Here is a 19,896-nt window from a genome sequence, read left to right on the forward strand (position 1 = left end):
ACAAACGAATCAAAATTATATATACACCAGATATTTCCTGTAGTACTATTATGTTATACGATATATCGTGATACATAATATTTCTATCGAAAGACGGGATGTAGCAATGGCGTATAATGGGGGACCGATGACCGAAGCAATGTATTATGTACTACTAGCTTTAATGCATCCTAACCATGGGTATCAGCTTATGCAAGCAATTACCGAAGTTTCAAATGGCAGATTAACAATGGGACCGGGGACACTTTACGGGGTACTTTCACGGATGCAAAAAGACGGCCTTATTTCATTGGCAGAAGATGATGGCAGAAGGAAAACCTACCAAATTACACCAGAAGGAGAAAAAGCTCTTCGAATAGAGTATAGCCGAATAAAGGCCATGATACATGACGGGAGCATGTTAGAGGAAGGTGATGAGAATGAATAAAACAGTCTATAAACTTCGTCCCAGTGATTATTGGCGAATTGGTAAGCATGAAAGCTGGTTTGCAGACATGGCGGCTAAAGGGTTACATTTAAAAAAGATGGGGATACATTTTGCTAAGTTTGTTAAAGGTGAACCAAGGAAAATGAGGTACAGAATAGATGTATCCATAAAGAAGAAGGTAACACAAGAACAAATTAAGATGTATGCGGAAAGTGGTTGGGATTATGTAACAAGCTATGGTTTTTTTCATGTATTTTTATCACCTGAAGAGCTCGATGCACCAGAGCTTCATACAGACCCAACCGAACAGTCTTTTACATTAAAGGAACTGGATAAGAAACTTGCTATGAATGCTGTTATCGTTGTAGTCGGAATGATTTTAATGGTCGGGATGTTATCTTCTATTTGGTTTCTTGATAGGACACCTACCTTCTTTATGGTGGAAGGGATGGTTATTCAACAAACTATTTTATCCCTATTTATTGGATATTCAGCCTATACTTCGTTACAAGCAGCCATATCCATTCGTGCTTTGCGAAAAGATCTTATCGTAGGAAAACCGATTGATCATCATGAACCTTGGAAGAGACACTATCGATTAAAATCTATGATAGCTTTCCTTTTTACAGTAGTTGTTGGATTGAGTGCTATCATTCCATTCGTACAGCTTGTAAAAATGGATACAAAAACTATGCCAGAGGCAAGCATTGATTTACCTTTTGTCCGATTAGCAGATGTAGAGCAGAATCCTGCTTTGGTTCGAGATGAACCCTATATGATTGACAATGTTGATTGGGGAAACCGATATACGTATAATTGGAGTCCGTTGGCACCCGTGCAATATGAAACAGATGAAAACGGGGTGGTTCCCGGAAGAATGTGGAAGGACGGGAGCGGTGAATATTCACCAAGTATTCAAACAAAGGTTTATCAACTGAGCGTACCAGCTATGGCGGATAATCTGATTTCAGATTTAATCAAAAGATATAACTATGAATATAGTAGTGAAGATTTTGTTAAAACAAAGCATCCAACTTTTGATCATTTGATTGTTCATGAGGAAGAGGCGATGAATGAAGTATTTGCTTCTAAAGGAAAAGCGGTTATACATGTTCGTTATTATGGGTATGCAAATATCAATGCAATAATAGAAAACATAGAAGATAAGATTGAGTTAGTTTTAGAATAGCTGATAAAGATAAAAGCGAGTTGGTCATAAAATGCCAACTCGCTCTTTAAATGCCCCTGCCAAGGAATACAATTTTACCATAAATGATTAGAAAAATAAATTGTGGGATTTCTATAGTAGGTAAAGAGGTAATGTACGAAAAAGGGCGAATTATTTATAATGGCTTCATAAAAATTCCAATACAAAAGTACATCACTTCTTTAAAAGTGTACTTTTATGGAAAAACACTTTCTAATAGGGGGAATTCAAAATGTACGTACCAATGCTATTACCTCAATTTTTGGACAGGGCGGTAAAATTGTATGGGAAGAAAACAGCAATATTGGATGATGAAAAGGTGTATACATATTCTGAGGTGAATGAGAGAGTTAACCAGCTTTCACGAGGGTTACGTGAAACTGGAATTGGAAAAGGAGATCGAGTAGCCTATCTTGCACCGAATACCTCTGAAATGTATGAAGGGTTTTATGGAGTTCTGCAATTGGGGGCAGTTATGGTTCCGCTTAACACTCGCTTAATACCTGAAGATTATCTTTACATTTTAAATCATAGCGAAACAAAGGTTCTGTTTGTTGACAATGATTTATTGCATCTTATTGAGCCCGTTCGTGAACAATTTACTTTTGTAGAAAAAATTATCGTACATGGGTTAGAAACGAGTAGTGCAGAGATAACTGCCTATGAGGAATGGCTAGGTCGATATAGTAAAGATCCAGTGGAACGCCCTGAAATAGATGAAAATGACCTTGCCACACTTCTTTATACAAGTGGGACAACTGGAAAACCAAAAGGAGTTATGTTAACGCATAGAAGTAATTATTTGCATGCGTTAACATCTATGCATCATTTACGAGTATCAGACACCGATGTTTTACTTCATATTCTACCGATGTTTCATGTAAACGGGTGGGGCTCACCGTTTTACTATACTGCAAACGGTTCCACTCAAGTTTGTCTACGAAAGGTGACTCCAGAAGATATATTCAAGAGAATTGAAAATCACGGCGTTACAATTATGCATATGGCTCCAACCGTACTAAATGCTTTATTGCAATATGCAGAGAAAAAAGAGATTGGCCCACAACCACAGGATATTCGCATAGTTATTGCAGGTTCAGCACCTCCGCCAGCCTTTGTAAAACGAGTAGAAGAAAAGTTAAAATGGGAATTCATTCAGGTTTATGGTATGACAGAGGCATCACCACTGATTACAACTTCTGTCATTCGAGACACACAGAAGAACCTTTCAAAAGAAGAAAAGTATCGTCTCAAGGCGAAAGCTGGTTATGAATTTATTGGCAGTGATGTCAGAGTGGTAAATGAGTATGGAGAAGAAGTTAAGCATGATGGGAAGGAATTAGGTGAAGTAATCGTTCGAGGTAATGGTGTTATGGAAGGGTATTGGAATAATCAAGAGGGCACGGATGAGGTAATTCGTGATGGTTATTATCATACAGGAGATATGGCAATTGTGGATGAAGAGGGGAATATTGAAATAGCTGACCGAAAAAAGGATATCATTATCAGTGGAGGAGAAAACATATCCTCCATCGAGGTAGAGAGTGTTCTTTATGATCACCCGGCAGTTTTAGAGGCTGCTGTCATTTCTGTTCCTCATGAAAAATGGGGAGAAACTCCACATGCAATTGTTGTGTTACGTGAAGGAGCAGATACTACTGAGGAGGAAATGATTGCGTATTCTCGAACCCGTCTCGCTCATTTCAAAGCTCCTACGAAGGTTGTATTTGTAGATGAACTACCAAAAACTGCGTCAGGGAAAATACAAAAGGTTCATCTACGAAAAGAATATTGGATAGGGAAAGAGAAATTCGTGAACTAGTATTTTCGGGGTCAGTCCCCCGGTGCGTTAAAGCTTTACTTCGCCGGGGGACTGACCCCATTTTTAAAATTACACATTAAAGAGATTAAAAGGGAAATGGGAGGCAATCCATTGATGAATATTTTAGTACTAGGTGCAGGAGCATTAGGTGTTTATTTTGGTGGGAGACTGTTAGAAGCAGGTCAAAATATTTCATTTTTTGTCAGAGAAAAACGGGCTGCTCAATTAGCAAAAGAAGGATTAAAAATAAACAGCCCCGAAGGGAACTTTGAAAGTAGAAATGTAACTACATATACCTTGCCGGAAGAAGTGAGAGATATAGATTTAATCTTCCTCGCTGTTAAAGGCTATCATCTTGACCAAGTGATCCCGCAGGTTCAAACGATTGTGCAACACACGGGAGCATTTGTACTGCCTTTGTTAAATGGGATGGAGCATATAGAAAAACTCCAGATAGCCATTGGTAAGGAGAAAGTAGTAGGGGGATTTGCTTCAATTGTTGCTACGTTAAATGAAAAAGGTCACGTCGAGCACACGAGTGGGAACAGTACGCTGAAATATGGGGTGCTTCATGAACAGCAAACTAAAATATGTGAGCAGTTAGAAGAATTACATAGTCAAGTAAAAACGAAGTTGATTAGGGAAGAAGATATTTTAAAACATATGTGGAAAAAGTACATATTTATTACGGCATTTTCTGGAATCACTTCAGCGATGCAGCTGCCATCAGGTTATATAGCAAATTCCCCGGCTACGTTTGCTACTGCAATAAAGGTAATCCTTGAAATGTCCATGTTAGCTGGTTTAGAGGGGGTTATTTTAACAGATCAAGAAGTAGAATCGGTAACAAAAACATTGCTAGGTTTCAAGAAAGAAGCGACATCTTCCATGCATCAAGATATGAGAAAAGGGCTTCCGATTGAAGTCGAGCATCTCCATGGAGGAGCCCTGCGTTTGGCTGCCAAACACCAGGTCGAGGTTCCCGTAATAGAAACGTTGTACGGGGTGTTAAAACCTTATGAGAATGGGAGACCTATTTAGGGTGAATTAGGTTAGAAATCCTGCTTTTGATTTCACAATAATTAATACATAGCAGACCTCCAAAAAAGCAATTATAAAATAGGAAGAACACCATGTTATAAGAAGTAGGGCAATGAAGTAAGCATGCGGGCGGTGATAATTTGATAAGTAGAAATATAACGGTAATTGGAAGTATTAATATGGATTTAGTTACTACTACGAACCAAATCCCTAAGGTTGGAGAAACAGTACTTGGTCATTCATTCCATACAATACCTGGTGGTAAAGGTGCTAATCAAGCCGTGGCTGCTGCTCGACTTGGTGCGGATGTAACCATAATTGGCGCTGTTGGAGATGATTCATTTGGTGAAATGCTAGTGGATCATTTAACAAATCAAGGGATAAGTACTGAAAACATCATGAAGGTTAAGGATACATCAACTGGAATTGCTTCAATTACTTTATCCGATGGAGATAACAGTATTATTGTCGTATCTGGAGCCAATAATCATATAACTCCTGCGGTCATCGAAAAAAATGTGGATAAAATCTTAAATAGCGATTTGCTTTTATTACAATTAGAGATTCCTCTTGAGAGTGTCATAAGAGCCGTTGAGATTGCGAAAAAACACGGAATCCTAACGATAGTAAACCCAGCACCTTTTCAAAGGCTTCCTAAAGAACTAGTAGAGATGGTAGATTACCTAACGCCGAATGAACATGAACAAGCACTGATGTTTGCTTCTATCGACGGGACGGAGCAAGAATTAGAAGAATTAAAAGAAAAGTGTATCGTAACAAAAGGGTCCCAAGGAGTTATGATTTATAAAAACGGTTGTGAGCTAGAAATTCCAAGCATCAAGGTGGAGGCTGTAGATACAACTGGGGCAGGCGATTCATTTAATGGTGGATTGGCCGTCGCATTGTGTGAAGGGTCTGAAATCGAAGAGGCCTGTAGGTTTGCCAATATTGTAGGTGCAATATCCGTTACCAAACTAGGAGCACAAAGTGGAATGCCAACCAAACAGGAGGTTAAAGAATTTTTACAATTACATAAAATGGAGTGAGATTGAATGAAGCCGATTATATTGGATGTGGATACGGGGATTGATGATGCATTGGCGATTGCATATGCATTAAACTCTCCAGAGTTAGAGGTTATCGGTTTGACGACATGTTTTGGCAATGGGCCAATTGAATATACCACACGTAATACATTAGTGGTCTTAGAGAAACTAGGGAAAACCGTTCCAGTCTATGCAGGTGCTGATAAACCGCTAAAAAGGGGCTTAAAAAAATTCCCCACACATGTACATGGAGAAGATGGCCTTGGTAACAAATTTGATAAAGCTCCTGCCAGGGAAGCAGAGTCTGAAGGTGCAGTGGATTATATCATTCGCCAGGTGAAAAAGCGTCCAAATGAGATTACGATTATTGCGGTAGGACCGCTTACTAATCTTGCACTCGCTGTTAAAAAAGAACCAGAAATCGCCTCTCTTGTAAAAGAGGTAGTCATAATGGGTGGTGCGGTCTTTACAGCAGGTAATGTCACACCGTATAGCGAAGCAAATGTAATAACCGATCCCGAAGCAGCGGATTGTGTGTTTTCTTCAGGGTTACCCGTAACGATTGTGGGACTAGATGTCACGATGAAAACATTATTACCAAAAGAAAAATTAGCTGACTGGAGTGCTTTGAATACAGAGGCTGCTGATTTTTTTGCAGATATGACCCGTTTTTATATGCAATCTTATGAAACGTTTCATCCCGGGATTGGCGGCTGTGCTCTACATGACCCTCTCGCGGTAGGGATTACGATCGACCCTAGTTTCGTTAAGAAAGAAAAGTGGAATATAAAGGTTGTTTTAGAAGGGGAAGAGATTGGGAGAACTGTCGCACACTCTGAAGGTGAACCTAAAATTCAAGTCTGTACCCAGGTAGAAGCAGAAACATTTTTAAACCATTTTCTAAGCCGCATTTTTTAGTTTGTAGTTTGGGGTCAGTCCCCCGGTGCTTTAAAGCTTTACTTCGCCGGGGGACTGACCCCAATGGTACAATGACCTACTATTGTGATTTCTTCTTATATTGCTCCACTAGCGTGTTCAGCCGATCCAATTGAAAGGCATAATTATAAATAGAAGCCCCAATGACGGCCATTTGAATTTTTTGTTTTTCATTATAGGTATCCATTACATTTTCTAAAAAGACCTCTGTTTTTTTCATAAACTCATCTTCTACTGAAGGAAGATCCATTTTAATTTTTCCATCATATTTTAATAGAAATAGCTCATGATACTTAATGAGATACTCTAGGTGTTGATCAAAGAGTTGATTTTCTTCAGGTGTCGGCTTACTGGTAAAATAAAAGGAATCAATATCCTCCAAGACAATAAATCCCTGTTGGAGTGATTTAAACATTTGCTTAAACACGACTAATTCCCGCACATCCATATTATTTACCTTGGCCATTTTTTCACGTTCTTCATCAAATAACAGAAAATGTTCTTCTAATAGAAAAATATTGTTTTCTAATTGTTCCATTTGCTCCTTAAACGACTTTTCTGTCATTTCATCAGAAATAGAAGTTTTCATTAAAATGGAGAAATTCTGGAAAATATCATTGATTTTTGAAACGTAATTTTTCTTGTAGTTGGGTGGGTAGACAAAAATATTCACCACTAATGCGGTTGCCATACCAATGAAGGTGACAATAAAACGGTTTAACGCAAAGAGCCAATCTTCGTTTCCTGGTGCACTCATAATCGCTAACACCGTTACGACCGTTAACGAAATCGTTTCTGCCATTTTTAATTTTATACTAATTGAGATCAGAATTATGATGACAAGTCCAATAGAAAAGGGGTCGCTGCCAAGAAAATATAATCCCAAAAAGGCAAATATCGCACCTATTAGATTGGTTTGTGCTTGGTTCCATACTTGTTTCCATGTCCGGTAAATGGAAGGTTGAATCGTAAATATGGCAGCAATTCCCGCAAAGACTGCGGATTCAAGTTTTAATACGGAACATATATATAGGGCAAATGTAACAGCAAGTCCGGTTTTAATAACGCGAGGTCCTAACTTCACTATGCTCAATCCTCCATAAAAGCGCTGAACAATAAATTTTAACAGTCACTTTTCTCAATTACCTTATCAAATATATCTATTAAAACTTATAATTTCAATTACTTTTGTGGTATTAAGCATGATTTTGGGGTAAGTTTTTATTTGAATAAATATAAAAAAGCACTAGATACCATCCGTAAAGTGGAAGGTCCCTAGCGCATTTTATTAAAAGCCTTTTAGAACAAATTTATTTCTTTACTAAATATTTTTCACCTAGTACTTCATTTACTTCGTACGTACCTGCTGTTAACTCTTTTTCAACAAAAGCTTGAAGGTCTGATTTCTCCAGATCATACATGACTTCGATTTCTTTTGAGAATAGAAGTTTTTCAGTAGCTAGTAAATCAGAAAGCGAAGGTTGTTGTGTCGGTTTCGGTTCTTCTCCATTTAAAACTTGGGATAATCCTTTAACATAATTTTCTAATGGGCGGCTGCCAACAATTTTCACACCCTTATTTTCTTCATTCAATAGAATTATCGTTGGAAAACCTCTAGCTCCTAGCTTTCCTGCAAGTGCGAAGTCTTCATTTAATAATTGATGTCCGGATTGTTCTTCCGCTTCGTTTACAATTGCTTCTCCATCAATACCTATACTGTTGACGATGTCAATCATAATGGATTTTTCAGCTATATTTTGATTAAACGCAAATAGTGCTTCTCTTGAACGACGTAAATATTCAAATGCTTTTTCATCATCATGATGTTTTTGAATTACTTTATATACGCGAGACGGAGGGAAGGATGACTGAACTGGATTATCGACCATCAGTGAACCATCAATAGGCATGCGCGAATATTCTCCAACTTCTCTCCAATGACCTGCAACGTCCGCGGGTTTAAATATTCCATTTGCAGGATCGATAGGTCCGTCACCCCATTTTTCCAACAAACCACCCATGACGGTATGAAAGTTGAAATAATTCCCGTATTGTTTTTCAAAGCGGCGAAGAGTCGGTTCTAGCGCCCAGCAATGGGAACATATTGGGTCGGTTACATAATAAACGTCTATTTTTTTCTTGGGTGGATTTAAATCTATGATCTCCATTTCTTCCTCCCCAGCTACACCACAAACACCTGTTTCTAAATCGCAAATTAGATTATTTTTGTTCGTCATTATGTTTCCTCGCTTTCTTGAGTCAATTTTAAGAAGTTTCTTTCACTTTTTGGTACAATAATAATCAGTTGAATAAGGAGACTCATATTCCTTCACATCTGTATTTTAATCTATATTGAAAACAAACCATACCAATAGTTCACTGAATATGTCGTTTATCCAACACATTTATATATTTGTTTAATAAGTCGGAGGGAATTTTACTATGAGTGAAACAAAGACAGATCCTCGCGTTCTTCGTACCCGTAAGTTAATCATGGATTCTTTTATGGAACTTTCGGATAAAAAGGAGTTTAAGGATATAACGGTTAAGGATATTACAACAGAGGCTATGATTAATCGCGCGACTTTTTATTATCACTTCGAAGATATATATGACTTATTAGAAAAAGTGTTATCAGAGGTATTATTAATTAATTTGGATTCCGAAGTCTACCAAAAAAGCGAACTAAATGAAGAGGCGTTTATTAGTATCTTTAAAGCAATTACTAACTTTCAAAAATCATTATCTAATCGCTGCCATCGAGGATACGAAGATACAATTGCCCGCATCATTAGGGAACAGCTTGAATTGATCTTTTACAAAATGCTTGTAAAACAACATTCAACGGATGATGGTGAGAAGGCACGAATGGTAACCGCAGTCATGTTAAGCTGGGGAATCTATGGGGCATCTGTAGAATGGAGGAGAAATAGCCAGACAATTGTCCCAGAGGAATATATTAAATCAGCTATACCATATATTTTGAATGGACTTAATTACACCAATAAAACAGTGTAAGTATCCATTGTTGAAACGTCTAATTTAAGTTGAAAGTGTAAGGCACCTACCAAATTTTATGGTGGGTGCCTTTTTTTCAAAGTTTGAGAATTAAAATCAACCTTTCCAGTAGCCAAGTCTTTCAGAAATTAACTCTCCGGAACGGATTAATTCATTAGCAAAATGGTTAATTCGTTGCTTCGAGAATCGAGGACTAGGTCCTACTAGATTGATAGCGGCAATTACTTTCCCTGTGTGGTCTCTTACTGGAGCAGATACGGAGGTCACACCTAGATTGTATTCTTCTACGCTCACTGAATATCCCTGGTTCCGTATCATTTCCAACTCTTGGCGGAAAACGTCTGGATCTGTAATGGTATGGGGAGTTAAAGAATCTAGTCCATTACGGGTAACGAGATCAACAATGTAGCTGCCACTATGGGCAAGAAGGAGCTTACCAGAGCTGGTACAATGAGTATAATTTTGCAATCCTAAGTGCGTTTGTAACTTATAAGAGTTCTTACACTCCACTTTGCATAAATAGACAATATGATTTTCTTCTAAGATCGCGAGGTGTGACGTTTCTCCACACTTATTGGCTAGATTTGTGAGGATGGGAAGGGCTTCAGTATGTAGATCAATGTTGCCGAGGACAATGGAGCTTAATTCTACTACAGATAAGCCTAATTCATATTTATGTGTTTCTGCATTTTTCTTAACTAATCCTTCAGATGCGAGCGTTGCCAGAATTCTTTGAACGCTGCTTTTCCCTAATCCAAGCTCAGCTGCCAGTTCACGTACACCTTTTTGTGGTTCGTCCATTTTAAAAGATCTCATAATTTTAATCGCATTTTTTACTGAAGAGAGTACATTTTCTTGTTCTTGAATCATAGTATCCTCCGATAATTAAAAAATTTCAAAAAATTTGAAAAAGTGTCACAAAGTGTCCCTTATAAAGGGACAACAGTATTGTAGATACAATTCAATACCAGTAAGATAGGACTATGCACACGAGTTCAGTCAATTCGAAAAATTTTGATAGTGATTACAATGTAAACGTTATCATTATCCAATGTGTTTCGTCAATTAAGTTTGTTGCTTTTTTCAAAAACTGTAATTCAAAAATGAAATCTAGGAGGAACGAAAATGACAAATTTTAAAGAACCAATTTTTGATGTTGCACAACTTGCACACGTGGAGATTTTTTCTCCGAAACTTGAACAATCAGTAGAATTTTTCACACGTTTTTTAGGGATGGAAGTTACGGCTCGTGCTGGTCAATCTGTATATTTACGTGCTTATGAGGATTTCTACCACAATACATTAAAAATAACAGAGGCAAAGGAAGCGGGAGTAGGACATGTAGCATGGCGCGCAACTTCTCCTCAAGCTCTTCAACGTCGAGTGGAGGAAATCGAAAAAACGGGATTGGGTAAAGGCTGGATTGAAGGGGACGTTGGTCATGGTGCGGCCTATCAGTTTACAACACCGGATGGTCATTTAATGGAAATCTTATGGGACGTGGAATATTATAATGTCCCAGAACATCAAAGATCAAAACTATTAAATCGTCCATCAAAACGTCCTGTTCAAGGGGTGCCAGTGCGTCGCTTAGATCATATAAATTTAATGACTTCTAACCCAGCAGCGGATACAGAATTTTTGATTGAAGAACTAGGGTTTCGTTTAAGAGAGCAAATCCAAAATAATGGTCATGTCCTTGGAAGCTGGATAAGTGTTTCAAATCTTGTTCATGAAATCGCTTACATGCAAGAACCTAATGGCATAAAGGGGAAGCTCCACCACCTTTGCTACTGGTATGGAATACCACAAAATCTTTATGATGTTGCGGATTTGTTAAAAGATCATGGTGTTTTTGTTGAAGTTCCTCCGAATAAGCATGGAATCAGCCAAGCTTTCTGTATGTATGTAATTGAACCAGGCGGGAACAGAATCGAATTGTTCGGAGATGCAGGTTATATCATAACAGACCCAGCTTGGAAACCAGTCATTTGGGAAATGAAGGATGTACCAGGAAACGGTGATACCTGGATTGGAACCGAATTCCCAGAATCTTGGTGGACACAAGGTACACCGCGTACAGCGAATATTCCTGCTGAAGTGGTAAAACCTTAATTCCTAGATTAATAGAAGGTGTGGTGAGAGGTCTTGACTAAAATAAAAGCTGCAATTTTAGGTTCAGGTAATATTGGAACAGACTTAATGTACAAAATTTTAAAGAATGAAGGAAATATGGAGTTAGCCCTGCTTGCAGGGATTGACCCGGAATCAGATGGATTGGCAAGAGCTCAGGCTAAAGGAATACGTACAAGCCATCACGGAATTGATGCGATCTTGGAAGACCCAGAGATTAAGATTGTCTTTGATGCGACAAGCGCAAAAGCACATAAGTTGAATGCAGTTGCATTGCGGGAGAAGGGGAAATTAGCTGTCGATATGACTCCAGCAGCCATTGGCCCGTTTGTCGTACCAACGGTCAATTTACATGAGCATATTGAAGCCATGAATGTAAATTTGATCTCTTGTGGCGGTCAGGCGACTACCCCTCTTGTACACGCAGTTAATCGCATAGTCCCGGTTCATTATGCGGAAGTCATAGCAACAGCAGCCAGTGTATCCATAGGACCGGGAACAAGACAAAATGTAGATGAATTTGTTCGAACCACCGCTAATGCAGTCCAACAAGTTGGCGGAGCAAAATTAGCTAGGGCGATTCCAGTGTTTAATCCGGCAGAGCCACCCATTAATATGACCAATTCTGTTTATGCAGTGATTAAAGAAGAGTTTGATGAAGAAGCAGTCATTTCATCTATTCAATCGATTGTTGCTGAGATTTCGAGTTATGTTCCAGGGTACAAATTAAAAGGTACTCCATTTATTGATTACCGTGATACACCTTGGGGAAGGCTGCCAACAATCGTGATCATGAATGAAGTTGTAGGAGCGGGAGACTATTTCCCTACCTACGCAGGAAATTTAGATATTATGACAGCATCAGCATATAAGGTTGGAGATTTATATGCCGCACATTTTCTTGGATCTAAGGAGGTTATCCGATGAAGATTCCTAGAATCACAGATACCACACTAAGAGATGGCGACCACGCCGTCAGCCATAGCTATACTCCGGAAATGGTAAGGACGATTGTTCGAAATTTAGATGACGCCGGTGTACCTATTATTGAAGTCAGCCATGGTTCTGGATTGAATGGGTCGACAATCCAGCAAGGGTTTTCGATTCACTCTGAACTTGAGTTGATTAAAGTGGCAGTAGAAACAGTGAAACAAGCAAAAATTGCTTCTTTATTCGTTCCTGGAATTGGAACGAGCAATGAGCTAAGAGAGGCTGCTGAACTTGGTATTTCAGTCATCCGAATCGCCGTTCATTGTACAGAAGCCGATGTAACGGAACAGTATTTCCGACTAGCGAAGGAATTAGGACTTGAAGCAGTTGGCTTTTTGATGATGTCACATACTCAACCTGCAAACGTATTGGTCCAGCAGGCTAAGCTGATGGAATCATACGGCGCTGATTGTGTTTATGTGGTCGATTCTGCAGGAGCACTTGTTCAAAGTGGTGTAAGGGAAAGGGTTTCTGCTCTAAAAGAAGCGTTGTCCATTGAGGTCGGTTTTCACGCTCATAATAATCTTGGCTTAGCGATTGGGAATTCCATTACGGCACTTGAAGCTGGAGCGGACCAAATTGACGGCACTCTAAGGGGACTAGGGGCGGGAGCGGGTAATGCACCGACTGAAGTGCTTGTGGCTGTACTAAATAAAATGAATTTGGATACAGGAATAAATCTATCTATTTTAATGGATGTTGCGGAGGAAGTAGTTGCTCCATTGATGCAGGTACCAATCGTAATTGATCGTGACAACTTATCTAGTGGGTATGCAGGGGTATATAACAGCTTTTTATTACATGTAAGACATGCAGCGGAAAAGTTCGGTGTCAAGGCCTCAGAAATTATGGAGGAATTAGGCAAAAGGAATGCAGTTGCTGGTCAAGAGGACTGGATTTTAGATGTGGCAGTCGAATTAGCAGAGAAAAAAGGGCTAAAAGTTTAGGTTTCGTGTAGTTAGAGGAGGTAAAATTGTGACAATCATTCTAGAAGCTGCTAGCCGATTATTGGAAGCCGAGGAAGCGAAGAAAGTCATTGAACCGCTTACGGTTACTTACCCAGGGATTACTGTGGATGAAGCCTACTATACACAATTAGAGATTATCCGTAGAAAAGTAGATAATGGGGCAGTCATTGTTGGCAAAAAAATTGGGGCAACTAGCAAAGCCATTCAAAATATGTTTGGCGTCAACCAGCCTGATTATGGTCATTTATTGGCGGATATGATGGTTGTCGAAGGTGAAACGATTTCACTTGCTCCATATATTCAACCGAAAGTTGAGTTTGAGATTGCCTTTAAGTTGAAAAAAGATTTACAAGGACCAAATGTTTCTATACTTGATGTTATCGATGCAACAGATTATATTGTTCCAGCGATTGAAGTGATTGATAGCCGTATTGTTGATTGGAAGATTAAATTTGAAGATACTGTAGCAGATAATGGATCGTCCGCTAGTGCGATTATTGGCGGAAATCCTACGAAGCTTGAAGGACTCGATCTTACCCACATTGGAATGGTTGCCTATCGAAACGGAGAGATGATTGATTCTGGTGCTGGTGCAGCCGTACTTGGAAATCCGCTTCGTTCCGTTGCTTGGCTTGCAAATTCTTTAGGTAAGTACGATGTGTCCTTAAAAGCTGGGGAAATCGTTCTCTCAGGGGCTTTAACTAGTGCAATCGAAGTAAAGGAAAATGACACATTTACCGCTGAGTTTGCTCATATTGGTTCAGTAACAGCTTCCTTTAAACGATAAAAATAGAAACTAGGTGATAAACATGATAAAGACAGATGCGATTGATCAAATTGCTCTTGAATTATACGAGGCGGAAAAACAGAAAAAATCTGTCAATAAATTTGTTGACGTCTATCCTGAATTGGATGAAGCATTAGCCTACCAGGTACAAGAACGCTTACTTGAAATAAAATGCAAGGAAGAAAACACCAAAAGAATCGGACGAAAGCTCGGATTAACAAGTAAGGCCAAACAAGTAATGATGGGGGTTCATGAACCATCTTACGGGGTATTACTAGAAAGCATGCAATTATTTGAAGGGGAACGCATTTCACTTTCACCATTTATCCATGCAAAATTAGAACCGGAAATTGCCTTTATTTTTAAAAAGGAAGTAAAGGGTCCGCATGTCACCGTTGCCGATATACTGGATGCTACCGAATATGTAGCTCCAGCACTTGAAATTATCGACAGTAGGTTCCAGGGTTTTAGCTTTACACTGCCTGATGCTGTTGCCGATAATTCTTCCTCTTCGCGATTTATTATTGGTGAAAGATTCTTTTCACCAGAAACTATCGATTTGAAATTAATGGGTATGGTCTTCAAACAAAACGGGGAGGTCGTAGCGACAGGTGCGGGCGCCGCCGTGATGGGGCATCCAGCTCGGGCGATTGCTTGGATGGCAAATAGATTATATCAGGTTGGACAGAGTATTCAACCAGGTGAAATCGTTTTAAGTGGGTCCCTATCTGCTGCCATTAAGATTGAAGCGGGTGATCACTTTTCCGCAAGCTTTGATGGGATTGGATCGGTTGAGGCTGTATTTACTGAGTAAACAACAAGTGAAGGGAGAGAATTTTATGCCATTTATTCAGATTAATATGCTTAAAGGCAGATCACCTGAAAAGAAAGAACGTTTGATTAGGGAAGTTTCCGACTTAGTATCAGATGTGTTAGATGCTCCCATTCAAAGTGTGCGTGTGATGATCAATGAACTTGAGCCAGAACATTGGGGAATCGCTGGAGAATCGGTTAAGAAGAGAAATGAGGTTTCAAAATGACTAACGTACAAACTGGTGTAAGAGAAGTTGGTTTATATATAAACGGTGAATATGTGCAAGCAGGGAATGGGGAAACCTTTGATGTGAAAAACCCTGCTACTCAAGAAATCATTGCAAAGGTAAGTGAAGCAACAGAGGCGGATGTTGATAAAGCTTGCCGCGCTGCAAGAGATGCTTTTGAAAATGGACCATGGCGGACGATGACAGTCGCGGAGCGCTGTGCAAAACTTCGCCGCATGGCTGAAATTATCCTCGAGCGAAAAGAAGAAATTGCGCGACTAGATGCTACAGATGTTGGAAAACCATTTCATTCTGCTCTTCAACACGAAGTTCCGCGCGCAGCAAACAACATTAAGTTTTTTGCAGATTTCATGGAAAACCTGGGTGGGGAAACCTATCCGATGGAAGATGAATATTTGAACTATACACGGTATGAGCCAGTTGGAGTTGCAGCACTTATTACACCCTGGAATGTTCCGTTCATGTTGACAACTTGGAAACTGGGACCATGTCTTGCCGCAGGGAATACAGCGGTAATTAAGCCGGCCGAAATGACACCGCTATCCGTGTCCTTACTTGGTGAAATTGCGAAAGAAGCAGGTATCCCTGATGGTGTTGTGAACGTCGTTCATGGTCTTGGAGGAGTGGTCGGAAATGCTCTTACTACCCATCCTGAGGTAGATTTAGTTTCGTTTACTGGCTCTACCGCTACAGGAAAAAGAATTATGAAAAGCGGAGCCGATAGCTTGAAAAAAGTTTCCTTTGAACTAGGTGGAAAGGCAGCGAATATCGTGTTTGAAGATGCAAATCTTGATAAAGCCATCCCCGTTTCGATTCAAGCGGCTTTCATGAATTCTGGGCAAATCTGTCTTGCTGGTTCAAGAATTTTAGTTCAACGCTCGATTTTTGATGAGTTTCTCGAAAGATTTAAGAAAGCGGCGATGGAACTAAAAGTAGGTGACCCGCAGGATGTTACTACAAAAATGGGTCCAGTCGTAAGTGAAGAGCATTATAAAAAGGTAACAAGTTACCTTGAGATTGCAAAAGAAGAAAATGCTACTTTGATCTGTGGTGGAAAGCGACCTGATTTACCTGAATACTTACATAATGGTTATTATTTAGAACCCACAGTATATGTTCAGGAAAATCCAAAATCGCGGATGTGCCAAGATGAAATTTTTGGACCGATAGTAACGATTATCCCATTTGATACAGAAGAAGAAGCATTAATAATTGCAAATGATACAGATTATGGCTTGAATGGAGTCGTTTGGACCGAAAATCTCCAACGAGCTCACAGAGTTTCTCACTCTGTTCGAGCAGGGACGATTTGGGTGAATTGTTGGTTTGTTCGTGATCTTCGTGCGCCATTTGGCGGATTTAAGAAGAGTGGAATTGGTCGTGAAGGTGGTCATCACAGCATGGAATTCTTTACAGAAGCCAAAAATATTTGCATTGCATTAAAATAGGTTTAGATATAAATGAATAATAGAAGAGGCGTATGGTTTAAACAGACCTATACGCCTTTTCTATGAGTCTAGGATAAGAACCTATCGCTCGTTCCTCCAAAAAAAGTTAGAAATTTTTCATTCGTGTCCCACATAAAGGGACTTGGCCATTGTAATGAATGATGTTGTTAGTATACTGAATATATAGAATATTCAGTGCAAGGTTGTTGTAAACAGTAGTTTTCAATTTATTAATAGAGAAATGAAAACGCTGCCAAATAAAAGTTTTTACCAAAAAGGGGAGGTAAAATGAATACAATAGTTCAAAGAACGGATCATGCACTAGGAACAAACTATCAAATAGAAATCCAGAAAGTCTATAAGTCTTTTTCAAAAGGAGAAAGCAGTGTTAATGTTCTCCAGAATATTAATCTTTCAATTGAAAAAGGTGAATTTATTTCCTTGCTGGGGCCAAGTGGCTGTGGAAAATCAACCTTGTTAAAGTTAATTGGAGGATTACTCGATCAGTCGAATGGTCAGCTTATGATTGATTCAGAAAGTGTTAAGGGTCCAAACAAGAAAATCGGCTTCATGTTTCAAAAAGCAGTATTGCTTCCTTGGAGGACGGTAGAAGGAAATCTAATATTGCCAGTAGAAGTAGCAAAAGGTGATATTCATAAAGCAAAAAATCGAATCGGAGAATTACTTGAATTAGTCGGATTAAAAGGTTATGAGAAGTATTATCCAAAAGAACTTTCTGGTGGAATGCAGCAGCGAATTTCCCTTGCCCGAACATTAATGAACAATCCTGATATTTTGTTGCTAGATGAACCATTTGGTGCACTTGATGAATTTACTCGTGAAGCGCTGAATTTTTCTTTAATGGACATTGCAGAACAAAGTGGTAAAACAGTTATCCTAGTTACTCACAATATTAGTGAAGCCGTATTGATGTCAGACAGAGTGATCGTTATGGGTATAAATCCAGGTCATATACTTGAAGACTTGAAAATTGATATTGCCAAACCAAAAACGGACCAAGTTTTGGCAACCAAAAAGTATGCTGACTATGTCATCCATATTCGTGAATTATTAGGAGTTGGTAGAGTATGAAAGCAGCCATTGAAAAATCAATACCAGTTAATAAGCCAAGGACTACTCAAAAGAAATATGTAAAAAAGGAAGCTGTCTATTCCATTCTGTTACTCATTTCTCTCCTTTTTTTATGGGAGTTTTTGAGTAGAATTGGGGTATTTCACCCACTTATCCTACCAGCACCATCGCTTGTGTTGGTGGCAACCTTCGAGCTTATTACAGCTGGGTATTTTTATCCGCATTTCGGTGTGACCTTGTATGAAACAATCGCTGGGTTTTTCATTGGTTCTTTTTTAGCATTAATTCTTGGAATCATTGTATCTTCGAATCAAACTTTATATAAAGTCCTCAATCCATTTATTGTTGCATTCCAGGTCATTCCTAAAATTGCTCTTGCTCCGATATTTATTACATGGTTTGGCTTTGGGCCTACCGCTAAGGTAGTTATGGCCATCACGCTTTGTTTCTTTCCAACCTTTGTCAATACAGTCGTAGGACTTAAGTCAGTTGATGAAGAGAGTAGACTTCTTTTCCAGTCGATGGTTGCTAGTAAAAGGGACGTTTTCTTAAAGCTTTCTTTGCCTACCGCATTGCCATTCATTTTTGCTGGCTTAAAGTCGTCACTGACTTTTGCCTTAATTGGTGCGATAGTTGGAGAATTTGTAGGAGCGAATGAGGGGTTAGGTATGTTATTAGATACCTTTAACTTTCAACTTGATATGGCAAGTGTTTATGCATTAATTATTGTTTTGTCTATTATCGGTTTAGTTTTATACCTTTTAATAGAATGGCTAGATCGCAAAATTGTATTTTGGGGAGATCGTGACAAAATTAATTAAATAGGAGTGAAGACTATGAAAAAAACAGTTATTTTGGTTATTCTATTTGCTTTATTACTTTTAACAGCTTGTGGAAAATCTTCCTCAAACGAAACGGGCAGCACAGCAGGAGAAGGTAAATTGGAAAAGATTCAGTTACTATTGGCAGCTGAAGGGAATGCAGTTTATTACACATATGTGGCACGAGACAAGGGGTATTTTGAAGAAGAAGGTCTTGATGTCGAGCTTGTATTTGGTAAAGGTGGAACATATGTCGTTCAGCAAATAGGAGCCGAAACAGTAGACATAGGTGTTACTGCTGTTTCTACACTTTTACCTGCATGGGAGAAAGGCATTGATATTCAGGCAGTATATCAAATTAATGTTTCCAATCTTTTTGAATTCATGGTTCCGAAGGACTCTACTATTTCAGACATAAGCCAATTAAAAGGAAAGGTAGTCGGGGTAACAGATCTTGGCGGCGGGGAAGTTCCGATGGTTCGATCGATCCTTTCCACTGGTGGTTTAGATGCAACGAAGGACGTAACACTTAGGGCAATCGGAAGTGATGCATCCTCTATTCTGACGGCGTTTGAAAAAGGTGATGTTGATGCATTTAGTGGCGGGGCACATGATTTAGTATCCCTTTACGCAAATGGATTTGAATCAAAATCACTCATTCCTGAAGAATATAAAAAGCTTCCATCGACGGCCATTATTGCAAACGGGAAATTTGTAAAAGAACGACCGGAAATTGTTGAGAAGGTATCGCGTGCGATTGCCAAAGCAACAGATTTCTCGATCAATGACCCTGATGCAACCTTTGAAATCATGAAAAAGGCAGCACCAGAACAAAATAAGGATGAGGAAATTGGTCGTTTATTCCTCGATACATTCATTGAATTATCAACACCTATTGAGCCTGAAAAGGGTTATGGATACATTTATCAAGATTCATGGAAACAGTTAGTACAACAATTCAGTGAAGGGGACAACCCAGTCATCACGAAAAAAATAAATATAAACGATTATTTAAATACTAGTTTCTTAGAAAAAGCAAATAAGTTTAAATAAAAATGATAAATAAGAAAAAGCGCCAGGCGCCATCCGAAATTCGGAA

Annotated in this window: 20 protein-coding genes; 17 read left to right on the forward strand and 3 right to left on the reverse strand. The window is 39.0% G+C overall.

The genetic code is table 11. The features are described from left to right. Positions 1–106: 106 nt before the first annotated feature. From V7124_RS15465 to V7124_RS15490, 6 genes are all read left to right on the forward strand, one after another. On the forward strand, positions 107–427 hold the full coding sequence (locus V7124_RS15465; RefSeq protein WP_335490607.1) for a PadR family transcriptional regulator: 321 nt from the start codon (positions 107–109) through the stop codon (positions 425–427). Then, positions 420–1,616 carry a DUF2812 domain-containing protein gene (locus V7124_RS15470; RefSeq protein WP_335490610.1) on the forward strand — a complete coding sequence of 399 codons (1,197 nt, stop codon included), beginning with the start codon at positions 420–422 and terminating at the stop codon, positions 1,614–1,616. Before V7124_RS15465 ends, V7124_RS15470 begins: the two co-directional genes overlap by 8 nt. 250 nt (positions 1,617–1,866) lie before the next feature. Further along, positions 1,867–3,456, forward strand: coding sequence for a long-chain-fatty-acid--CoA ligase (locus tag V7124_RS15475; RefSeq protein ID WP_335490613.1), 1,590 nt, complete (start codon positions 1,867–1,869; stop codon positions 3,454–3,456). A gap of 114 nt (positions 3,457–3,570) precedes the next feature. Beyond that, on the forward strand, positions 3,571–4,497 hold the full coding sequence (locus V7124_RS15480) for a ketopantoate reductase family protein (RefSeq protein WP_335490661.1): 927 nt from the start codon (positions 3,571–3,573) through the stop codon (positions 4,495–4,497). A 140-nt stretch (positions 4,498–4,637) separates the two neighbouring features. Next, positions 4,638–5,543, forward strand: a complete 906-nt coding sequence (gene rbsK, locus V7124_RS15485; RefSeq protein WP_335490616.1) for a ribokinase — start codon at positions 4,638–4,640, stop codon at positions 5,541–5,543. Between the two features lie 6 nt (positions 5,544–5,549). Next, complete coding sequence (locus V7124_RS15490) at positions 5,550–6,461, forward strand: nucleoside hydrolase (RefSeq protein ID WP_335490620.1); 912 nt, start codon at positions 5,550–5,552, stop codon at positions 6,459–6,461. A gap of 79 nt (positions 6,462–6,540) precedes the next feature. On the opposite strand, the gene V7124_RS15495 is transcribed toward V7124_RS15490, so the two are convergent. Both V7124_RS15495 and V7124_RS15500 read right to left on the reverse strand, forming a co-directional pair. Further along, positions 6,541–7,563, reverse strand: a complete 1,023-nt coding sequence (locus V7124_RS15495; protein ID WP_335417329.1) for an FUSC family protein — start codon at positions 7,561–7,563, stop codon at positions 6,541–6,543. A 226-nt stretch (positions 7,564–7,789) separates the two neighbouring features. Further along, entirely contained in the window at positions 7,790–8,716 is a 927-nt protein-coding gene (locus V7124_RS15500) for a DsbA family protein (RefSeq protein ID WP_335490623.1), read from the reverse strand. Between the two features lie 205 nt (positions 8,717–8,921). On the opposite strand from V7124_RS15500, the gene V7124_RS15505 reads away from it, so the two are divergent. Further along, a complete protein-coding gene (locus V7124_RS15505; protein ID WP_335417325.1) occupies positions 8,922–9,497 on the forward strand; it encodes a TetR/AcrR family transcriptional regulator in 576 nt (191 codons plus the stop codon). A 96-nt stretch (positions 9,498–9,593) separates the two neighbouring features. Here the strand turns inward: V7124_RS15505 and V7124_RS15510 are convergent, their stop codons facing one another. Further along, positions 9,594–10,367 carry an IclR family transcriptional regulator gene (locus V7124_RS15510; protein WP_335417323.1) on the reverse strand — a complete coding sequence of 258 codons (774 nt, stop codon included), beginning with the start codon at positions 10,365–10,367 and terminating at the stop codon, positions 9,594–9,596. Positions 10,368–10,622: 255 nt separating this feature from the next. On the opposite strand from V7124_RS15510, the gene V7124_RS15515 reads away from it, so the two are divergent. From V7124_RS15515 to V7124_RS15560, 10 genes are all read left to right on the forward strand, one after another. Next, positions 10,623–11,612, forward strand: a complete 990-nt coding sequence (locus V7124_RS15515) for a catechol 2,3-dioxygenase (protein ID WP_335417321.1) — start codon at positions 10,623–10,625, stop codon at positions 11,610–11,612. Between the two features lie 33 nt (positions 11,613–11,645). Then, positions 11,646–12,557, forward strand: a complete 912-nt coding sequence (locus V7124_RS15520) for an acetaldehyde dehydrogenase (acetylating) (protein WP_335417319.1) — start codon at positions 11,646–11,648, stop codon at positions 12,555–12,557. After that, positions 12,554–13,567: a 4-hydroxy-2-oxovalerate aldolase gene (gene dmpG / locus V7124_RS15525; RefSeq protein ID WP_335417316.1), complete on the forward strand. Its 1,014-nt coding sequence runs from the start codon at positions 12,554–12,556 to the stop codon at positions 13,565–13,567. Before V7124_RS15520 ends, dmpG begins: the two co-directional genes overlap by 4 nt. A 25-nt stretch (positions 13,568–13,592) precedes the next feature. Further along, positions 13,593–14,375: a 2-keto-4-pentenoate hydratase gene (locus V7124_RS15530; RefSeq protein ID WP_335490664.1), complete on the forward strand. Its 783-nt coding sequence runs from the start codon at positions 13,593–13,595 to the stop codon at positions 14,373–14,375. Positions 14,376–14,397: 22 nt separating this feature from the next. Then, on the forward strand, positions 14,398–15,189 hold the full coding sequence (locus V7124_RS15535) for a 2-keto-4-pentenoate hydratase (protein ID WP_335417314.1): 792 nt from the start codon (positions 14,398–14,400) through the stop codon (positions 15,187–15,189). Next, positions 15,152–15,415 (forward strand): 2-hydroxymuconate tautomerase, encoded by a 264-nt coding sequence (locus V7124_RS15540; protein WP_335490628.1) that lies wholly within the window; start codon positions 15,152–15,154, stop codon positions 15,413–15,415. The genes V7124_RS15535 and V7124_RS15540 overlap by 38 nt, the downstream gene beginning before the upstream one ends. After that, positions 15,412–16,884, forward strand: a complete 1,473-nt coding sequence (locus V7124_RS15545; protein WP_335490632.1) for an aldehyde dehydrogenase — start codon at positions 15,412–15,414, stop codon at positions 16,882–16,884. The genes V7124_RS15540 and V7124_RS15545 overlap by 4 nt, the downstream gene beginning before the upstream one ends. Before the next feature lie 288 nt (positions 16,885–17,172). After that, on the forward strand, positions 17,173–17,976 hold the full coding sequence (locus V7124_RS15550; RefSeq protein ID WP_335490635.1) for an ABC transporter ATP-binding protein: 804 nt from the start codon (positions 17,173–17,175) through the stop codon (positions 17,974–17,976). Next, positions 17,973–18,797, forward strand: a complete 825-nt coding sequence (locus V7124_RS15555; RefSeq protein WP_335417307.1) for an ABC transporter permease — start codon at positions 17,973–17,975, stop codon at positions 18,795–18,797. The genes V7124_RS15550 and V7124_RS15555 overlap by 4 nt, the downstream gene beginning before the upstream one ends. 15 nt (positions 18,798–18,812) lie before the next feature. Further along, on the forward strand, positions 18,813–19,850 hold the full coding sequence (locus V7124_RS15560; protein WP_335417305.1) for an ABC transporter substrate-binding protein: 1,038 nt from the start codon (positions 18,813–18,815) through the stop codon (positions 19,848–19,850). Positions 19,851–19,896: the final 46 nt, after the last annotated feature.

This window comes from Neobacillus niacini (assembly GCF_036961885.1).
GTDB lineage: Bacteria > Bacillota > Bacilli > Bacillales > Cytobacillaceae > Neobacillus > Neobacillus niacini_H.